We start from the raw sequence: 20,272 nt of genomic DNA on the forward strand, positions 1-20,272 counted from the left end.
AAAGGATTGTTCATACGACATGTATACAGGAGGTTATGATGACCATCATTTCTAAGAAAATGAGGCCGCTGGCGATCGCGCTGCTGCTGGTCTTTCAAACGCTGCCTCTGGAGGTTAGTGCTTCGCCTTCGGCTTCGGTGAGCGCAGTAAAGGATGAAATCTCCAATGCCAGCCTGTCTGCCAAAGTCGGAGATCTGGGACAAATTGAGGAGCTGTATATTAACAATAACCCTGCCAATAAACAGGGGGAACCAATCAACTTCGTGCTGCCTAACACTACATCGCCGCAAAATGGGATCCAGCACCAGTGGATGGGTGAAATGCTCTTTTCATACCGTACCGGTGCCAGTGAAGTATTTCCTGATAACAGGGATGGCTTCGTAGAAGTAGACACCAATAAAACACTGGCCGCCGGGGGATCTACGCAATATTCGGCCATCAATCCGGATAACCCCTATATAGACAAAACGGCTTCAGCAGACGGGAAAAGGGTCGAAGTCAATTATATCGGACAGAACCTGGACTCTACCGCCCAGCGGGTGATGAAAGGCTTCGATGTGAAGTCTGTCTTCGATATGGAGACGGATGACGGTTCATTGCTATGGGAAATTACCGTGAAGAACAAGAGCAGCCAGTATATCGAATTCGGGGATATCGGCTTGCCAATGCCTTGGAATAATAAATACCAGACCTTATCTGATACCTATGATGACCGTGTGACTGTGCATAATTTCGCTGGCGCCGACAGCGGGTATTCCTATGCTATCCGCACCAGCGGGGAAGGGAATTTCATGCTGTTCACCCCGGTGCCGGATAGCGGCGCGCGCATCGAGTATGTAGATTATTGGATGAATGAAGCAGGAGAACAGCGTGCTGCGGATACATTCGCGAACTGGACAGGCGACAGCGGTGGCTGGTATCCGGGGCTGAATGTTCTGTATATCCACTCCAAGGACATCCAGAAAACCGGCCGCGGATACTTCACCGATGCTTCCAGCCTGGTGCTGGGACCGGATGAGGAGAAGACGTATAAGTTCAAATTCTCAGCGGTGCGGGCCGGCGACAACACGCCGCAGGAAAGTGCCCAAAGTCCGAATAACCGTTCAACTTCGATGGAAGACCGCGAGACTAACCTCCGGTCCATCCTGTACAAGTCAGGCATCATTGATGCTGTAGCGGTGCCGGGCTTCCAGACAGCGATCAATATGCCTGTGAAGCTGGATCTGCACTATGATGACAGTATCGTTGACGTACAGTCGATCGATATTCAGAATGTGGACGAGAATGACCCGTTTGACGAAGCGCATATCCCGGATATCAAGCCCGGCAAGAGCAGGGAGGATATGGTCGATAATTCCCGGACCGGCCGCGGGCTTCCAGAAGGGAATGCGGGCTACGCAGAATCGTCCCAGTTTGTGGAGACCAAGATTGTGAATGGCGAACAGCATCATATCTATTCCCTTCAGTTTGGCTCCATCGGCAATAACAGCGTGCGTGTGGAGTATAAGCTGAAGGCCGGTAATGAATGGGTGGATAAATTCACCCAGTATGAATTCAATGTTCTGGCCGAGCTGGATGCCACTTCTGAAGCCCATTCCGGGTTTATGGCCGGGCAAACACAGGACAAGGACCCGGAAAGTGCGACTTACGGCAACTACTTCGACTGGTATCTTACAAGCGGTATTGACCTGAGTACAAGCCACTGGGGAGATGACTGGAGCCATGATAACATCAACTTCATGACCATGAAGAACTACCTTGCTCCGGATCCCGATGAAATCCGCTCCATTGAGAATTACCTGATTGACTTCATGTGGGAACGGTTCATGAAGAATACGCAGGACAGTTATATCGTTGCGAACTGGCTGAAGGATTCCGGTGCGTACACCGATAAAGACAAGCCTTATACACGAACGTTCTCCGAGATCATGGAAGCGACCGGATTCTTCAATATGTACCGGATTCAGAAGGCGTATCCCAATCTGATCGAGTACCGGGAATCTCCGCAGTTCTATCTGGAGAAGGCTTATAACATCTATTATAAGCGTGTTTCCACCGGAGCCATCGGCTTCTATGGCGAGCAGCAGATTCCGGATATCATTGAAGCCCTGAAAGAAGAAGGAATGCCGGCCGAGTCAGCCAATCTGCAGAAGAAGTTTGCCCTCGATAAGGGACGGAATATGACTTACGCCAATTATCCTTACGGGTCGGAATTTGAATATGATAATACCGGCGAGGAAGGGGCCTATGCTGCAGCTAAGGCGCTGCGTACCTACTACCCTGCGGACGGGCGTGCAGAAGCAGCTGAGGCAAGTATGGAAATGGCCGACTGGAAAACCCGTGCCATGCGCGGTATTCAGCCTACCTGGTTCCATTACTCTGTGCCGGTCTTCCGCGGCGGCGAAGGCTGGTGGAATTTCCAATATACGGCGTCATTAGCCGGATACATTATGGATGACTGGCTCCGCTATGAGGATGACGGCAGGTCCGTGGAGCAGACCGCGATTGCGCAGCAGCGCAACTATGCGGCGAAGCTTTCGAACTTCAATGCCGTCAACATGGGGCAAATCACGGCGGATTCTGTTGGCAGCACCTCCTGGAGATATTCGATGTATAAAGGAGGCACCGGCACCAAGGACGTATACGATGGCGGCTCGCGCGTCATGCATAACGGCTGGAATGATTTTTCCGGTGAATCTGAGGAAGGCCTCTCTGGCTCTTTGCTAAGCATCAGCTCCGATATTGTGACAGATCCGGTATTCGGACTGTTCGGATATGGCGCTCAGGTCACTGACGATGGCGTCAGCTACCACATTACGCCTAAGGACGGTTTCGGTAAGCGGATCAATCTGATCGACGAGAACATCTATCTGGCTCTGGAAAGCGATAAAATTGAACGTGCACAAATTCAAAAAGACGGCAAGGGATTTACGCTGCAGCTCCTGAATCCTACTGAAAAGGAGCATGCTTCGCGGATTACGTTCGACGGATCAGGAATGGAGAATGGCTATTATAACCTCAAGCTGAATGGCGCAGCTGCCGGGCAGTTCTATGTGAAGAGCAATAAAGGCGTGGCGATGTTCCAGATGGACAGGGCGGCGAGTGCTGAATTGACCATTGAAAAGTCAGCCGGTGGCGAAAATGCAGCTCCGCAGATGACTGCAGAGCTGGCGACGCAAACTCCGCAGGCACTGATTCCATTTATGCTGAACGGGATTGTGACCGATGACGGCGCGCCGGAAGGGAAACTGACCTACACATGGGAAGTCGTCAGCACGCCTGAAGGCGGCAAGCTGAGCTTCAATCATCCGAAGGCAAGCATTACACAGGCTACCGGTTCCAAAGAAGGCTCGTATACGGTTAAGCTTAGTGTGAGTGACGGGCAGAAGAGCGGTTCCGGCCAAGTGACCTTCGAGCTGGCTGCACCGCCGGAGAAACAACCTCCGGCTATTGGCCAGGTGACTGCGGCCCAGGATGTTGCCAATAACAGTATTGTGGTGTTGTCCGGCGCGGCAACTCCAGATCCGGTACACAGTGCGGAAGCTGAGTCCAAGCTGACGTATACATGGGCTGTTAAGCAACAGCCGGATGGCGCAGCGGACATTTCCTTTGTAGGCGGCGACAAAGCAGTGGCTTATGCCCGTGTAAGCAAGGCAGGCACGTATGTGTTTACCTTCACTGCGGCAGACGGAGACAAGTCAGCCAGCAAGGATGTAACGATTGAGATTAAGGAAGATACCGTTGATGCCTACCGTGCACTCAGTGTAGTGACCAGGAAGGATACCGCCCCGGTACTTCCCGGACAGGTGAATATTCTGTCCGGGGACGGATATAGTGAGAGGGAAATTGCCTGGGAGGCAATTGATCCGGGCAGCTATGCGGGTACAGGCCAGTTCGAAGCGAAGGGTACAGTCCAAGGCAGTGAGCTGGAGGTACGGGTCACCGTATATGTCGTGAATACAGGGCTGCAGAATGCGGCGCCGACAGCCAAAGCCTCTGCCAGCTTCTCCGGCGGCGACGGGTATCCGGAAGCGATGAATAACGGCATTGACCCTAAGAGCTCGGCAGATTTCTCACCGAACCGCGGTGCCGTGAACAGCGCATGGCATAACTGGGGAAGAGAAGGAGATCCGGCATGGGTGACGTATGAATGGGATCAGCCATTCCTGGCCTCTTCCATGGATGTCTATGTGTTCCAGGACGGCGGCGGAAACTTCCGTCCGAAGGATATGCAGTTAATGCTTCGCGATGAGAACGGGAAATGGTATACCCCGAGGGGCTTGAAGGGACTTGGCAACGAGCTTAATAAATACAATACAACCACCTTTGAGCCTGGCTATATTACAGGGGTCCGCATCGACATGAAGCCTTCTGTTAATGGCTCCGGTATTCTGGAATGGAAGGTATACGGATACACAGGGGCGGCAGATAAGTCAGAGCTGGTTAAGGTATATAACTATGTAAATACATTAAATGCTTCAAACTTTATAGATCCGGGTCTTGCGCCGGTTGATGCAGCGAAGGCGGAAGCTTCCGCTGTGATCAAGAATATGAATGCCACAGCCGGGGAAATTTCCCAGGCACTTGAGAAACTGCTGGCCGATCTGCGTCTGCTCAGTCCGCGTGATGGCAATATGGCTTTCTTGGCGAATCCTTCTTCCAGTTACACCTCACCGTGGGAGAGTCTGGCTGCGGTAAATGACGGGAAGAAAGATAGCGGCAGCATCCCGCACTGGGGAACATGGGGCCACGAAGGTGCAGAGGAATGGGTGCAATATGAATGGCCGCAGGGTGCTGCCATCCAAAGCTCCAACCTGGTGCTGTGGTCTGATGCGGGCGGGATCATGCCGCCTACTAAGGTTGTGTATTCCTATATCCCGCTTGATAGTGTCACCAATGAATGGGTGACAGCCGGTACGGTAACCGGTGGCATCAAGGTGGTTGACCATACTCCGGGGGAATCCTCGAACCCGTATACGTTTGATTCCGTACTGGAGGTTAAGGCACTGCGGGTTACCCTGACCAAGCAATCCGCGGCAGGCGATAACGGCGTTGGCCTGTGGGAATGGGAGGTTATACAGGCCGCATCCAATCCTGATCGCCCTGCACCGGTAACTCCCGCAGGGGTTGCACCATCTATTCTCCATGGAGATGACGGCAAGCTGACTGGTGTGACCACAGAAATGGAGTATAAGAAGGAAGGCGCAGGAGAATATACTGCAATCACTGGAACCGAGATTACGGGCCTCACCGCCGGCAAATATTATGTCCGGTATATGGAGACCGGTTCGCTGAGTGCCAGCCTGGATAAGGAAGTTATCATTCCGGAAGGGCAGATACAGGAACAGGACGCACCGGATTCAAGAGGGTGGGTGATCACGCACGCCAATTCGGATAACGGAGCAAAGGGGATCATCGAGGGCGTAAACGGCACCATGGAATACCGGAAGCTTGGCGATGAGAACTATGTGCCTGTTACCGGTACAAGTATCGGTGATCTGGAGCCGGGCAGCTATCAGATCCGGTACGCGGCGGCAGAAGGGCTGCAAGCAAGCCCGCCGGTAATTGTGGACATCCGCAATGAAGCCAAGGAAGACAGAGATGCCCCATCAGCAGATGGCCTGGTGATTACGCCGCCTGCAGCGGCAGGCGGCAACGACGGGAAGATTGACCATGTGACTGCCGATATGGAATACCGCAGGGTGGATGGCGGCCTATTCATCCCGGTCAGCGGAACCAGCATTGAAGGTCTGGAAGCCGGGAGTTATGAGCTCCGGTACGCCGGGACGGACACCAGCAATCCAAGCTCTGTGATCCTGATCGTAGTTCCTGACGGAACCAAGCAGGAACAGAATCCGCCGGCCGGGACAGAGGTCAAAGGTGTGGATGTCAGTGCAAGCGGCGCTAAGGACGGCAAGATCACCGGTGTGAATCCGGCGATGGAATACCGGCGAGAGGGAGGAGACGCTGGCAGCTGGATGGCCATCATAGGTGAAGAGGTTACAGGTCTTGGCAGCGGAACCTACGAAGTGAGAATGAAGGAAACGGCAACTCATTATGCGAGTCCATCCCTTACAGTCGTCATCAGCAATCCTGCTGTAGACCCTGGACCGACTGCAACGCCGGATCCAACCCCATTGCCAACCTCTACACCAACGCCAAAACCGGCGCCTACATCTGCACCAGCGGATGCTGCAGCACCGGTCAAGACACCATCGCCCACTCCTGTAACCATCAAAGTCGAAGGACATTTGATTAAGGTTGAGGCACCAAAGGCGGATCCGGCATCCGGTATAGCCAAAGTGGCCACAATCCGGCAGGCTGATATTAATAAGGCGCTGGAGCATGCGCAAGCAGACAGCAGGAATGTTAAGACGGTTAGAGTGGAAATACCGGAAGCGGAGGGAGCAAGTGCCTATGTGGTTGAGCTTCCCGCAGCTGCACTAGCCTCTGCTATAGGCAATATCAGGATAGAAGTTGCTACGGAAATCGGCACAATTATAGTGCCCTCCAATATGCTGAAGAGTATAGGAGCGGGCGCCAAGGGTGTGGAACTGACACTTAGCCGGGCGGATGCTTCCAATCTTGATCCAGCGGCAAAAGCCATGATTGGCAGCAGACCTGTTATTGAATGGGCTGTCGAAATGGATGGGGTGGCAGTAGCAGCCAATAACCTGAATGCACCGGCAGAGATCAGACTGCCATATGCTTCAGGTGCTGAAGAATTGGCAAACGCCAAATATTTAGCTGTATCGTATATTGATGCAAACGGCAAGCTTGTTCAGATCGACAATGCTGAATACGATGCTGCCGGGCAGGTCATGGTATTTACAGCGGCAAATGCCGGTGAATATGCAATTGTGTATACCAGGAAGAGCTTCAATGATGTAATCAAGGATTCGTGGTATGCGGCAGCGGTTGAAACGATGGCGTCCAAAGGCTTCATTGAAGGAACATCTGAGGCAACCTTCAATCCCGGCAACAAGATTACAAGAAGTGAGTATCTGGCCTGGCTGGTAAGGACACTGGAGCTTACTGCGGAATATAGCACAAACTTCAGTGATGTTGAGCGTACAGACCGCTATTATAATGAAATTGGAATCGCCAAAGTGCTTGGAATCGCATTGGGCTCGAACGGCAGCTTCCAGCCGGACACGGAAATTACAAGACAGGATATGGCTGTGCTGACCATGCGGGCCTTGCGGGCAGCAGGCAGAACCCTGCAGGCCGGTACAGCTGAGGATCTCAAGAAATTTACAGATGGCTCTAATGTAGCAAAGTACGCAGCGGGCGATATGGCTGCAATGGTTAAGAGGGGCTTCGTCAACGGGCGGGGGAATGAAAGCCTGAGTCCTGGCGGGACGACAACCAGAGCAGAAGCTGCTCAGGTTCTGTATAAGATTTTTTTACAGCAGTAATATAGTTATGTAAGCGGCCTTGATTTACATCTTGTTGATTGGCAAAAGCCCGCACCCGTGGCCTAACTGGCTTGGGAGCGGGCTTTTACATCATATAAGCTCCTGATCATTCTCATTCTCTGTATAGATGGAGATCAGCACGATTGCTGTCTCCTCGCCAATATTTTTGATTAAGTGAGGTGTACAGGCGTTCCAGCTAAAGGAATCACCCTCAGCAAACTCAGCTCCGTCTTCCCCTTGCTCGGCGTATATTCTTCCTCTAATGACCACATGCACTTCCTGTCCTTCATGCGCATGAGGGGCATCCCCGATCATGGCACCGGGAGGAAACTCTACAATCGACATCCGTACGTTTTTGGTGGAACTGAGATGTTCTACTTCAGGGCCTGGGCGATATTCTCCAGCGTGGTAAAGGCGGGATTCAGCTTGGAAAGCAGCTTATGGGAGCAAATCCGGCTGGGCGGGGAAGGGACTATTCCATTTAAGGAAACATCTGCTTGTCTACTTTTCATAACAATCTTGGTAAGGTAGGATGATAGCTATTCATAAGAGGTGGTAAATTGTTATGCTTAAAAAACACTGCTTGTTCTGCGATCAGATTGTCCCGATTACAGCTGAAGGCGATTACGATCGGTATGCAGACTGCTCCTGTTCACCCGGGGGGTTCTATAAGCTGCTGAGAGACAGCTATGAATCCATACTTTCGTTCTCACAACAACAGAAACGTGAAATGCTTCATTTGGTATCGGCGTATATCCGGGAGAAGACAGATTGTGGTGAGAGGGTCATTCTAAGTGCTGGAGATTTGGATTCAATTCTGAATTCTCCGACTATTCCTGTGACCCTTGAAGATAAAGGAAACCGACTGCTGCAATATCTGTATAGACATTCCGAGGGTCCGGGGGAGCCGGTTGTCATTCAACCCCTTTCCAGCAGCTATAACCTGACCTACTCTCCCAATCTGCAAGAACTGGTCTATATCATCGATAAGCTGAGAAGTGAGGAGTTGCTGATAAGGGAAGGTATGACCTTTAAGCTTACCGCGCAGGGATGGGGCGAAGCCGCTGCAATCACCGGAGGTGGGAAAATAAAGCAATGCGTCGTTCTTCTGCCGAATGAGGAGGAATTACGCACGGAGTGGCTGGATAAGCTGCTGCCTAAGATCGAGCAGTATGGCTATCTACCCCGCGTGCTTGCACAGGAAGGCGAAGAATATTCTTTGAAGCCTATAGCGGACAGCAAGCTGATTATCGCCGATGTAACCGGTCAGTCCCCTGCGGTGTATTTTGCAGCGGGATATGCGCTTGGTTTGAACGTCCCGGTGGTTTGGACTGTTAAGAGCGAGGATGCTGATAAACTTTGGGTACACCTGCAAGAAATCCGTCCCCTCGTCTGGGATACAGCTGAAGATCTAGTGGTGCTACTCCAGCAGAAGTTGAGTTTATAGAAGAGCCCCGTTACAAAGGTTTAAAGTTTGAAGCCGATATAATAGACAAGCACACTGGAGAATCGATCATGCGGAATTCTCAGCTACATGATAAATACAGAGATTATATTGAGGCAAAGAAAAAGAAGCAGCTATAAGAAGAAATCTGCTATGCTAGTTTTAAAATAATGCTTGCATAGAATATCCATACATGATATATTCTATTTCTGGCCGCGAAACATCAACGCCGAGCTCGAAAAGAAGTTGAAAAAAGAGCTTGCATTGATCGGCTGGATGTGATATATTATAAGAGTTGCTGGTGACGCGGTAAGCGGCGCTGACAACGAGCTTGATCTTTGAAAACTGAACAACGAGTGAGTATCGGAATTCACGAAAGTGACTTCCAAAAAAGAGAATGAAAATTCTCGTCAGATGTTTCAAAATGAGCAATCGCTCTTTCTAAATACAATTTGGAGAGTTTGATCCTGGCTCAGGACGAACGCTGGCGGCATGCCTAATACATGCAAGTCGAGCGGAGTTTGAATGGAAGCTTGCTTCCATTCATGCTTAGCGGCGGACGGGTGAGTAACACGTAGGCAACCTGCCCTCAAGACTGGGATAACTACCGGAAACGGTAGCTAATACCGGATAATTTCTTTCCTCTCCTGAAGAGAGAATGAAAGGCGGAGCAATCTGCCACTTGGGGATGGGCCTGCGGCGCATTAGCTAGTTGGTGGGGTAACGGCTCACCAAGGCGACGATGCGTAGCCGACCTGAGAGGGTGAACGGCCACACTGGGACTGAGACACGGCCCAGACTCCTACGGGAGGCAGCAGTAGGGAATCTTCCGCAATGGGCGAAAGCCTGACGGAGCAATGCCGCGTGAGTGATGAAGGTTTTCGGATCGTAAAGCTCTGTTGCCAGGGAAGAACGTCCGGTAGAGTAACTGCTACCGGAGTGACGGTACCTGAGAAGAAAGCCCCGGCTAACTACGTGCCAGCAGCCGCGGTAATACGTAGGGGGCAAGCGTTGTCCGGAATTATTGGGCGTAAAGCGCGCGCAGGCGGTCATTTAAGTCTGGTGTTTAAACCTTGGGCTCAACCTGGGGTCGCACTGGAAACTGGGTGACTTGAGTACAGAAGAGGAAAGTGGAATTCCACGTGTAGCGGTGAAATGCGTAGATATGTGGAGGAACACCAGTGGCGAAGGCGACTTTCTGGGCTGTAACTGACGCTGAGGCGCGAAAGCGTGGGGAGCAAACAGGATTAGATACCCTGGTAGTCCACGCCGTAAACGATGAGTGCTAGGTGTTAGGGGTTTCGATACCCTTGGTGCCGAAGTTAACACAGTAAGCACTCCGCCTGGGGAGTACGGTCGCAAGACTGAAACTCAAAGGAATTGACGGGGACCCGCACAAGCAGTGGAGTATGTGGTTTAATTCGAAGCAACGCGAAGAACCTTACCAGGTCTTGACATCCCGATGAAAGCATTAGAGATAGTGCCCCTCTTCGGAGCATTGGAGACAGGTGGTGCATGGTTGTCGTCAGCTCGTGTCGTGAGATGTTGGGTTAAGTCCCGCAACGAGCGCAACCCTTGACTTTAGTTGCCAGCAGGTGAAGCTGGGCACTCTAGAGTGACTGCCGGTGACAAACCGGAGGAAGGTGGGGATGACGTCAAATCATCATGCCCCTTATGACCTGGGCTACACACGTACTACAATGGCCGGTACAACGGGAAGCGAAGCCGCGAGGCGGAGCCAATCCCAGCAAAGCCGGTCTCAGTTCGGATTGCAGGCTGCAACTCGCCTGCATGAAGTCGGAATTGCTAGTAATCGCGGATCAGCATGCCGCGGTGAATACGTTCCCGGGTCTTGTACACACCGCCCGTCACACCACGAGAGTTTACAACACCCGAAGTCGGTGGGGTAACCCGCAAGGGAGCCAGCCGCCGAAGGTGGGGTAGATGATTGGGGTGAAGTCGTAACAAGGTAGCCGTATCGGAAGGTGCGGCTGGATCACCTCCTTTCTATGGAGAATCGTCACCTGCAACGGTGACATTCAAATCGGAAGCGTAAGCTTCCACAACGAACCTTAGGGTTCAAACACTCACTCGTTGGTCAGTTTTGAGAGTTTAAGCTCTCATCTTTACCTTGATCCTTGAAAACTGGATACCGAAACGAATTTGCGTTTTAGAACATCTTTTAGCTGAAACTTGTGTAAGCAAGTTGAAATAGTTATTAGTGCAGAACGAAGGTTTTCGATTGTGCAGCGACCTTTGGCTTTGAATGTGTTGGTGAATGGAGCAATCCATGAGCGGCATTCAAAACAAGATGAGCAAGCAAGCGAAACACCGGAGTGACGGTTAAGCTAATAAGAGCACACGGAGGATGCCTAGGCGCCAGGAGCCGACGAAGGACGTGGCGAACAACGAAACTGCCTCGGGGAGCTGTAAGCAAGCTTTGATCCGGGGGTGTCCGAATGGGGAAACCCAGCTGTGGTAATTCGCAGTTACTCGTATCTGAATACATAGGATACGCAGAGGCAGACCAGGGGAACTGAAACATCTAAGTACCCTGAGGAAGAGAAAACAATAGTGATTCCGTCAGTAGCGGCGAGCGAACGCGGAACAGCCTAAACCAAGGGGCTTGCCCCTTGGGGTTGTGGGACGTCTCACATGGAGTTACAAAGGAATATGGTAGGCGAAGAGGTCTGGAAAGGCCCGCGATAGAGGTAAAAGCCCTGTAGCCTAAACTGTGTTCTCTCCGAGACGGATCCCGAGTAGTGCGGGGCACGTGAAACCCCGTATGAATCCAGCAGGACCATCTGCTAAGGCTAAATACTACCTGGCGACCGATAGTGAAACAGTACCGTGAGGGAAAGGTGAAAAGCACCCCGGAAGGGGAGTGAAATAGAACCTGAAACCGTGTGCTTACAAAAAGTCAGAGCCCGATCTATGGGTGATGGCGTGCCTTTTGTAGAATGAACCGGCGAGTTACGTTTAACATGCAAGGTTAAGGTGAGAAGCCGGAGCCGCAGCGAAAGCGAGTCTGAATAGGGCGATTGAGTATGTGGACGTAGACCCGAAACCGTGTGATCTACCCCTGTCCAGGGTGAAGGTGCGGTAACACGCACTGGAGGCCCGAACCCACGCATGTTGAAAAATGCGGGGATGAGGTGGGGGTAGCGGAGAAATTCCAATCGAACTCGGAGATAGCTGGTTCTCCCCGAAATAGCTTTAGGGCTAGCCTCGGTGAATGGAGTGGTGGAGGTAGAGCACTGATTGGGTGCGGGGCCCGCAAGGGTTACCAAGCTCAGTCAAACTCCGAATGCCATTAACTTCTTGCCGGGAGTCAGACAGTGAGTGCTAAGATCCATTGTCAAAAGGGAAACAGCCCAGACCATCAGCTAAGGTCCCCAAGTGTGTGTTAAGTGGGAAAGGATGTGGAGTTGCACAGACAACCAGGATGTTGGCTTAGAAGCAGCCACCATTGAAAGAGTGCGTAATAGCTCACTGGTCGAGTGACTCTGCGCCGAAAATGTAACGGGGCTAAACACACCACCGAAGCTATGGCTAGATACTTTGTATCTGGGGTAGGGGAGCGTTGTATGCAGGTTGAAGGTGTACCGTAAGGAGCGCTGGACAGCATACAAGTGAGAATGCCGGTATGAGTAACGAAAAGATCAGTGAGAATCTGATCCGCCGAAAGCCCAAGGTTTCCTGAGGAAGGCTCGTCCGCTCAGGGTAAGTCGGGACCTAAGGCGAGGCCGAAAGGCGTAGTCGAAGGACAACAGTTTGAAATTACTGTACCACCGTAATCCGCTATGAGCGATGGGGTGACGCAGGAGGGTAGTGACGCGGACTGATGGATGTGTCCGTCTAAGCAGTGAGGCTGATGTGTAGGCAAATCCGCACATCGTAAGGCTGGGCTGTGATGGGGAGCGAAAATTGTAGTAGCGAAGGTCATGATCTCACACTGCCAAGAAAAGCCTCTAGCCAGGAGAAGGTGCCCGTACCGCAAACCGACACAGGTAGGCGAGAAGAGAATTCTAAGGCGCGCGGAAGAACTCTCGTTAAGGAACTCGGCAAAATGACCTCGTAACTTCGGGAGAAGAGGTGCCTCGGTAGGGTGAATAGCCCGAGGGGGCCGCAGTGAAAAGGCCCAAGCGACTGTTTAGCAAAAACACAGGTCTGTGCGAAGCCGCAAGGCGAAGTATACGGGCTGACGCCTGCCCGGTGCTGGAAGGTTAAGGGGAGTGGTTAGGGGTTAAACCCGAAGCTGTGAACCGAAGCCCCAGTAAACGGCGGCCGTAACTATAACGGTCCTAAGGTAGCGAAATTCCTTGTCAGGTAAATTCTGACCCGCACGAATGGCGTAACGACTTGGGCGCTGTCTCAACGAGAGATCCGGTGAAATTTTAATACCTGTGAAGATGCAGGTTACCCGCGACAAGACGGAAAGACCCCATGGAGCTTTACTGCAGCTTGATATTGAATTTGGGTACGATCTGTACAGGATAGGTGGGAGCCGTTGAGGCAGGAGCGCAAGCTTCTGCGGAGGCGCCGTTGGGATACCACCCTGATCGTATCTAGGTTCTAACCTAGTGCCCTAATCGGGTACGGGGACCGTGTCAGGCGGGCAGTTTGACTGGGGCGGTCGCCTCCTAAAGAGTAACGGAGGCGTTCAAAGGTTCCCTCAGAATGGTTGGAAATCATTCGCAGAGTGCAAAGGCATAAGGGAGCTTGACTGCGAGACCTACAAGTCGAGCAGGGACGAAAGTCGGACTTAGTGATCCGGTGGTACCGCATGGAAGGGCCATCGCTCAACGGATAAAAGCTACCCTGGGGATAACAGGCTTATCTCCCCCAGAGTCCACATCGACGGGGAGGTTTGGCACCTCGATGTCGGCTCATCGCATCCTGGGGCTGAAGTAGGTCCCAAGGGTTGGGCTGTTCGCCCATTAAAGCGGTACGCGAGCTGGGTTCAGAACGTCGTGAGACAGTTCGGTCCCTATCTGTCGTGGGCGCAGGAAATTTGAGAGGAGCTGTCCTTAGTACGAGAGGACCGGGATGGACGTACCGCTGGTGCATCAGTTGTTCCGCCAGGAGCATGGCTGAGTAGCTACGTACGGACGGGATAAGCGCTGAAAGCATCTAAGCGTGAAGCCCCCCTCAAGATGAGATTTCCCAATTAGTAAGACCCCTTGAAGACGACGAGGTAGATAGGTTGGAGGTGGAAGTGCAGCAATGCATGGAGCTGACCAATACTAATCGGTCGAGGGCTTATCCAAATTCTTAGAGCGCAGATTCGTTTCGGATTCAGTTTTCAGGAATCAAATTCCTGAAGCATTTACGCTGTAAATGCCCGTTTGGTGGCGATAGCGGAGGGGTTCCACGCGTACCCATCCCGAACACGACCGTTAAGCCCTCCAGCGCCGATGGTACTTGGACCGAAGGGTCCTGGGAGAGTAGGACGTTGCCAAGCACATGAAGCCATTGTTGAGTAATCGACAATGGCTTTTTTTGTTGCGTTTGGCGCCACTTGTATAACCATAGAATCCATAAGTACACTGTGAAATGTCATGTACACTCTGAAATCTGATATGATAAAGGTTAAATAGTTAACGGAACATTTTGCTATTACAGGAATCAGGAGGATATTTAGTAGATGGCTCATATATTAGTAGTTGAAGATGAACAGCCGATCAGCGATTTGATAACCATGAATCTTAAGCTGGTTGGACACACGTATTCCAAAGTGTATACCGGCTCAGAGGTTGCCGGAATGCTGGAACAGGAGCGGACGGATCTTATCCTGCTCGATGTGATGCTTCCCGGTCTCGACGGGTTTGAAGTGATGCAGCAGATCGCTCCTTTGCGGATTCCGGTCATTCTGATTACGGCCAAAAATGCACTCTCCGACCGCATCAGAGGCTTCGAGCTGGGTGCGGAGGATTATATAATCAAACCGTTTGAAATTCTGGAGCTGCTGGCCCGGATTAACGTTGTGCTGCGCAGGAATGAACAGGCTGCCCCTGCTTTTATTTGCGATGCGGTGGAAGTCAGGTTTCCGGAACGGCAGGTCCGGGTAGATCAGCAGCCGGTTGATTTGACCACCAGAGAATTTGAGCTGCTCGAAGTACTGATACGTAACCGGAATATCGCCCTTTCGAGAGAAAAGCTGCTGGAGCTGGCCTGGGGTTATGACTTTGCCGGAGACACCCGCACCGTGGATGTTCATATCCGCCAGCTGCGCAAAAAGCTCGGCTGGGAAGAACGGATCAAAACTGTATTCAAGCTGGGCTACCGCCTGGAAGTTCAGGTCTAGCCATGCGGTTCTGGCATAAGATTCTGCTCGCCGTCCTGGTTCTCTTCATAGCCGCTCTTGATGTAAGTGTGATAATGGTGATGAAAAAAAGCTGGCAGCTGAATATGGATAGCGAAACCAGGCGTGCGGCCAGTGAACAGCTGCTCATCACCAACAATATATACGAGAATCTGGATTCGATCCGGACACGTGGCCTAACCCTCACCCCTGCACTGATGGTCAGTGTGGCTAAGTCGTATGGGGGACACTACCGCAAACAGGGAATAGGACTGGAGTTGCGGGAGGACGGACAGCTTATCTACCCCAATCAGGCAGGGAAGAGCGCTGTGCAGGATGATCATGTGATGACGCTGGCTATGCCGCTCCCTGCTCCTTATCAGCATCTGGAGCTGACTTACAAGCGCGACATCAGCGGGCTGTATGCCCAGCAGCAGGAGCTTAACCGCTTTTTCGTGATGATTAACTGGATCGTCGGTCCATTGCTGGTGCTGCTGCTCTACCTTCTGATCCGGCACCTGACGAGGCCTCTCAAGCTGCTGTCCGAGACGACCAAAACGATTGCCGAAGGTAACTATTCTAACCGTGTGGAGCTGAACAGCAGGGATGAATTCGGGGAGCTGGCCTTCAACTTTAACCGGATGGCTGCTGTGGTGGAGCAGCGGATGACGGACCTTGCAGGCATGGCTGAGGATAAACAGCGGATGGTTGATAATCTTGCCCATGAACTGCGGACGCCGCTGACCAGTATGCAGGGATTTGCTGAACTTCTCACCTCGGCGAATATTGGCCAGGAAGATCAGGTCAAGGCCGGTCACTATATTTTAACTGAGACTGTCCGGCTCAAGAATCTGGCCTTCAAGCTGCTTGATTTGTCCGTTCTGCGGCATCAGCCACTGGTGCAGGCAGAGGTGGATGTGGCAGCCCTGTTCCAGGAGGTAGCGCAGACCGAGCTGCAGAAGGCAGCAGAGCACGGATTACTGCTGCAGATGGACAGCTCTATTCCCGCCGTGTGGGGAGATGCGGATCTTCTGGCATCCTTTCTGGTAAATCTGATTGAGAATGCCATTCCTGCCTCCCGGCCAGGCAGCATCATCCGCCTGCTGGCCTTTGAGCAGAACGGGGAAGGGGTGCTGGAAGTGCAAGACAGCGGAGCCGGCATGACGGAAGAGCAGAGTAAGCGTGCGTTCGAGCCGTTCTACCGCGCAGACCCGGCACGTTCGCGGGCCTACGGCAATGCTGGCCTCGGCCTGTCCTTGTGCCGGCAGATTGCCGAGGCGCATGAGGCCAGGGTTGAGCTGCATTCTGTCCTTGGACAAGGGACCAGCATCCGCCTCTTTTTACAACTCCATAACAACTGCCCCTCTACTCTATAACATCCCGGGATTAAGGTATAGACAGAGTTAGTATCTTAATCCGATGGAGGTAATACAATTGAACACAAAGAAATGGTCGGCTACGATGGCTGTAATCTTAGTCTCTGGAGGTGTATTCGCAGCCAGTGCGTTTCTCGTCCCCAGCCTGGTGAACTCTGCAGTCGTCGCTAAGAACAGTACGGCAACGCAGGGCAATAGCCAGCTTAATCTGACAGGAAGTACGGTTCCTGTACTGAAGGTGGAAGCACCGGCGCCGGTATCTACCGTGAATGATGATCTGCTTAAGCAGATGACCGAGGTGCAAATCCAGCAGATCTATGATTATATAGAGAAGCCGGGTGATCCCAATGTTTCAGGCCGGGAAATGACCGATTCGGAAATGAAACGCCATCTGGTTCTGCAAGATCAGTATGTATATGATGGCGTACGGCCCCAGAAGCCAATGCCCCTAGCGCCGGGTCAGGGTGCTTTGTATCTGGATATGAATACCAATACGTACCACTATCCAGAGAAGACATGGACCGATGAAGAGCATCTGCAACTGATCGACTGGTACTCCCGCTTGAATTATGTATTATCCAAACGATATGTGACTGCACCTCCCCTTCCGCAGAAGTATAGCAAGTCTGAAGTAGAGTCGCTGGCGGCTGAAAGTGTGCGCATGCTGTATGATGCTGATGTGTCCAAGCTAAACACCTATGTTGCTCTACCTGAACAGGAATATGGCTTTCGTTCAACCTGGAGGGTTCACTTCGCTCCGTACAAGTCATCTACCTTGCGCGGACAAGGCCAGGAATTCTGGGAATATGATGTGCAGATCGATCCGGAGACCGGGATCGCAGTGGATACGACAGCCATTAATGGGGCGTTGAAAAGAACGCCTATCGACGCAGCTGCCGCAGCTGCCATCCTCAAGGATAACAGCTGGATCAATAAAGCTACTCAGGTCGTGAAGGACAAGCAGGGAGAGAAAAGAAAGATAGTCAAAGCTTATCTGACCGATACTGAGGTGAACAACAAACGCGGGATGGTAGCAGTGGATGTGTTATTGGAAGACGGCAGCAAATATAATGCGGAGTTCCGCTATCCGAGTAAGATGCTGCGCTGTCTGATCTATGAACCTGCCGTAAAAGAAAAATAAAAGAAAGCCATACCTTTTGCTACAGGAAAGACAGTCCTGATGATCAAGCAGCCCTTGATTCATCAGGACTTTTTTTGTGCTTTGGAGCAGGAAAAAACATAGGATTGTTTATTATTAAGGGAGGACTCCTCCAGACAACGCAGAACATACTTACATTAGAGGAAGATGGTGTGAGTGTAGGTCATTGAAAATTTATTGAATGAGGTGGAGAGATGAGAATTCATTGCCTGCAGCATGTCCCTTTTGAAGCGCCGGAGGAAATTGCAGTCTGGGCCGGGAATAGAGGGCATGTGCTTACAACAACCTTAATGTATGAAGCACAGGCTCTGCCATCTATTGATGAGTTTGATATGCTCGTAATCATGGGCGGACCGATGGGAGTCTATGATGAGGAAATGATCCCCTGGCTGAAGGGGGAGAAATCCTTTATTGACGCAGCCATCCGCTCGCGCAAGCTGACGCTTGGAATCTGTCTGGGAGCCCAGCTGATTGCCGAACAAATCGGCGGTGAAGTCTATAAAAACAAGTGGAACGAGATCGGCTGGTTCCCTGTGAGATTGACCGGGGAGGCCAAAACGTCTACCTTCTTCAAAGCGTTCCCGGAGCAGTTTGTACCGTTTCACTGGCATGGAGATACCTTCAGCTTACCCGCCGGAGCCAAGAGGCTGGCGTTCAGCTTGGGCTGTACCCATCAGTGTTTTGAATATGAGGATTATGTAGCCGGCCTGCAGTTTCATCTGGAGGTTAATGACCCCAGCATCCGGAAAATCATCGGTAACTGTGCCGAGCAGCTGGAGCGGGAGGAGTATGTTCAAACGCAGTCTGAGATGGTGAATCAGCATGAGAAGGTAAAAGCATCCAATGAACTGATGTTCACGCTCCTCGATGCAATGGAAGACAAATTCCTGTCCAGATCCTAGCTGTCTGGCTCGCCATAGAAAGGAATATACGATGAAAAGTTTAAATGTAGCTATACCGACTCCTTTCCGGGAGGATGAAAGCTTAAATGTTGACGGATTTAAGGCCATTGTAGAGTATCAGAAGCAGAACGGTATAGAATCACTGCTTGTCTCAGGAAGTACCGGTGAGCAGCATTCCATGAGCATAGAGGAGAGACTGCAGATCATTGAATATTTTGACCAGCAGCGCTTTCAGGATATTGAGCTTGTCTTCGGGGCTTCCGCTATAAGAACACGGGATGCGGTACGTCTGGTGAAGGCGCTGGAGACCTCCGTAATCGATGTAATTCTGATCGGTTTCCCTCCGTATATCCGGCCCACGCAGGAGCAGGCAGTTGCTTATATAGAGGAACTGCTTAGCCATACGACCAAGCAGGTGGCTCTGTATAATAATCCCGGCCGGACCGGTTTCGATTTGACTCCAGAATCGCTTCATTCGTTAATTAACCGGTACCCCAACATCGTTGGCTATAAAGAAACAGGTGATTTGCAGCGTCATCTGCTGCTAACTTACCCGGACTATTTCATCATGTTTGCTGCAGGAGATGTCAAGCTTGTGGACAATTTCGTCACAGGCGGATGTAATGGTCTCTCAAGTGTGGCTGGTAATATATATCCGCAGGAAATTAAACATACCGTCGAACAGCTGCTTCAGCATAAACAGGTTGATGCTAACCCGGTCGAGGATCTGGTATCACGGGTCATAAGCGGGCATGCGATTATTAATATCAAACAGCACTATAACAGCCTGGGGATTAATGCGGGAGTCTGCCGTGCTCCGCTCATCTAATTAATCATTAAGCTATATAAATATTAATCTCCTTACGTATTGTGTTGGGGAATAGCACTGACCCATGCATTATATCTGTTAATGAGGTAGACTGGATTCAGCAGAAAGTAGGGACATCATGCGCAAATTCTTCATGACAGATATCCATGGCGACAAAGAGGGGTTAGAGCTCCTGCTCAGGCATGCCGGGGCTGACTTGAAACGGGATCAGCTGGTCTTTGGCGGGGATATGATTAACCGGGGGAAAGATTCGGCAGGTGTAGTAAAATATATTAAAGAACTCACGGACCGGCATCCCGGCCAGGTTCACGCGCTCATCGGCAATCATGAAGAAATGATGGGCGATTACATCAAAAACGGTGACAAGCTCTGGCTGAGCCATGGCGGGCATGACACGCTTGAGAGCTTTGCCCGTGCTTTTTCCGATCAGAAGGAGCGGCAGGCGCATATGGAATGGGCTTACTCCTTGCCCCTGTATTATGCAGATGAAGAATTTGTGTATACACATGCCGGACTTTGTACAGTGGAGCCTCTGGAGCAGCAGAGCCGGGATATTCTGTGGATGACGGAATATGAGTTCTACCGGCAGCCGCGGGAAGAGCTGCTTACATTAACGAACGGCAGGCCGGTGATTCATGGGCATACGCCGGTGGAACGGATATATTTTGACGGTGCCCGTATGAATTGTGATATGGGGTCCAACACCTACGCTGTGCTGGAAGAAAGGTCTCTTGGAATCGTGAATCTGACCGAGATGATCTACCATGTATACAAACAGGCAGACCAACGGCTGGAGAACCGGCGGATTGGACGCATTTAGACCAAAGCTGTACAGGGCCT

Annotated in this window: 8 protein-coding genes, 3 rRNA genes and 1 pseudogene; 11 read left to right on the forward strand and 1 reads right to left on the reverse strand. The window is 51.5% G+C overall.

Features of this window, described 5'->3' with window-relative positions:
- Positions 1–35 precede the first annotated feature (35 nt).
- Positions 36–7,418, forward strand: coding sequence for a DUF5695 domain-containing protein (locus NSU14_RS01600; RefSeq protein WP_340942328.1), 7,383 nt, complete (start codon positions 36–38; stop codon positions 7,416–7,418).
- Positions 7,419–7,508: 90 nt separating this feature from the next.
- Here the strand turns inward: NSU14_RS01600 and NSU14_RS01605 are convergent.
- Positions 7,509–7,766 (reverse strand): annotated as a pseudogene (locus NSU14_RS01605) (cupin domain-containing protein); the annotation flags it as partial.
- Between the two features lie 217 nt (positions 7,767–7,983).
- On the opposite strand from NSU14_RS01605, the gene NSU14_RS01610 reads away from it, so the two are divergent.
- The 10 genes from NSU14_RS01610 to NSU14_RS01655 all read left to right on the forward strand — a co-directional run bounded on the left by NSU14_RS01610 (position 7,984) and on the right by NSU14_RS01655 (position 20,252).
- A complete protein-coding gene (locus tag NSU14_RS01610; protein ID WP_076247697.1) occupies positions 7,984–8,865 on the forward strand; it encodes a hypothetical protein in 882 nt (293 codons plus the stop codon).
- 446 nt (positions 8,866–9,311) lie between these two features.
- Positions 9,312–10,869 (forward strand): 16S ribosomal RNA (locus NSU14_RS01615).
- 334 nt (positions 10,870–11,203) lie between these two features.
- A 23S ribosomal RNA gene (locus NSU14_RS01620) occupies positions 11,204–14,132 on the forward strand.
- A 77-nt stretch (positions 14,133–14,209) separates the two neighbouring features.
- A 5S ribosomal RNA gene (gene rrf / locus NSU14_RS01625) occupies positions 14,210–14,326 on the forward strand.
- Together the 16S, 23S and 5S rRNA genes form the textbook arrangement of a ribosomal RNA operon.
- Positions 14,327–14,509: 183 nt before the next feature.
- Positions 14,510–15,169: a response regulator transcription factor gene (locus tag NSU14_RS01630; RefSeq protein WP_076248823.1), complete on the forward strand. Its 660-nt coding sequence runs from the start codon at positions 14,510–14,512 to the stop codon at positions 15,167–15,169.
- A 2-nt stretch (positions 15,170–15,171) separates the two neighbouring features.
- A complete protein-coding gene (locus NSU14_RS01635; protein WP_340942334.1) occupies positions 15,172–16,542 on the forward strand; it encodes a sensor histidine kinase in 1,371 nt (456 codons plus the stop codon).
- Positions 16,543–16,600: 58 nt separating this feature from the next.
- Positions 16,601–17,683 carry a hypothetical protein gene (locus tag NSU14_RS01640; protein ID WP_340942338.1) on the forward strand — a complete coding sequence of 361 codons (1,083 nt, stop codon included), beginning with the start codon at positions 16,601–16,603 and terminating at the stop codon, positions 17,681–17,683.
- A 212-nt stretch (positions 17,684–17,895) separates the two neighbouring features.
- On the forward strand, positions 17,896–18,603 hold the full coding sequence (locus tag NSU14_RS01645; protein WP_340942341.1) for a type 1 glutamine amidotransferase: 708 nt from the start codon (positions 17,896–17,898) through the stop codon (positions 18,601–18,603).
- 31 nt (positions 18,604–18,634) lie between these two features.
- Positions 18,635–19,432 (forward strand): dihydrodipicolinate synthase family protein, encoded by a 798-nt coding sequence (locus tag NSU14_RS01650; RefSeq protein WP_340942342.1) that lies wholly within the window; start codon positions 18,635–18,637, stop codon positions 19,430–19,432.
- Between the two features lie 133 nt (positions 19,433–19,565).
- Entirely contained in the window at positions 19,566–20,252 is a 687-nt protein-coding gene (locus tag NSU14_RS01655) for a metallophosphoesterase family protein (protein WP_340942344.1), read from the forward strand.
- Positions 20,253–20,272: the final 20 nt, after the last annotated feature.

Origin of the sequence: Paenibacillus sp. FSL R10-2771, assembly GCF_038000205.1 — a bacterium.
Classification (GTDB): Bacteria; Bacillota; Bacilli; order Paenibacillales; family Paenibacillaceae; genus Paenibacillus_AQ; species Paenibacillus_AQ phytohabitans.

Coding starts and splice junctions, on each gene's coding strand:
- NSU14_RS01630 (WP_076248823.1), top strand. CDS start 14,510: ATGGCTCATATATTAGTAGTTGAAGATGAACAGCCGATCAGCGATTTG.
- NSU14_RS01610 (WP_076247697.1), top strand. CDS start 7,984: ATGCTTAAAAAACACTGCTTGTTCTGCGATCAGATTGTCCCGATTACA.
- NSU14_RS01635 (WP_340942334.1), top strand. CDS start 15,172: ATGCGGTTCTGGCATAAGATTCTGCTCGCCGTCCTGGTTCTCTTCATA.
- NSU14_RS01600 (WP_340942328.1), top strand. CDS start 36: ATGATGACCATCATTTCTAAGAAAATGAGGCCGCTGGCGATCGCGCTG.
- NSU14_RS01645 (WP_340942341.1), top strand. CDS start 17,896: ATGAGAATTCATTGCCTGCAGCATGTCCCTTTTGAAGCGCCGGAGGAA.
- NSU14_RS01650 (WP_340942342.1), top strand. CDS start 18,635: ATGAAAAGTTTAAATGTAGCTATACCGACTCCTTTCCGGGAGGATGAA.
- NSU14_RS01655 (WP_340942344.1), top strand. CDS start 19,566: ATGACAGATATCCATGGCGACAAAGAGGGGTTAGAGCTCCTGCTCAGG.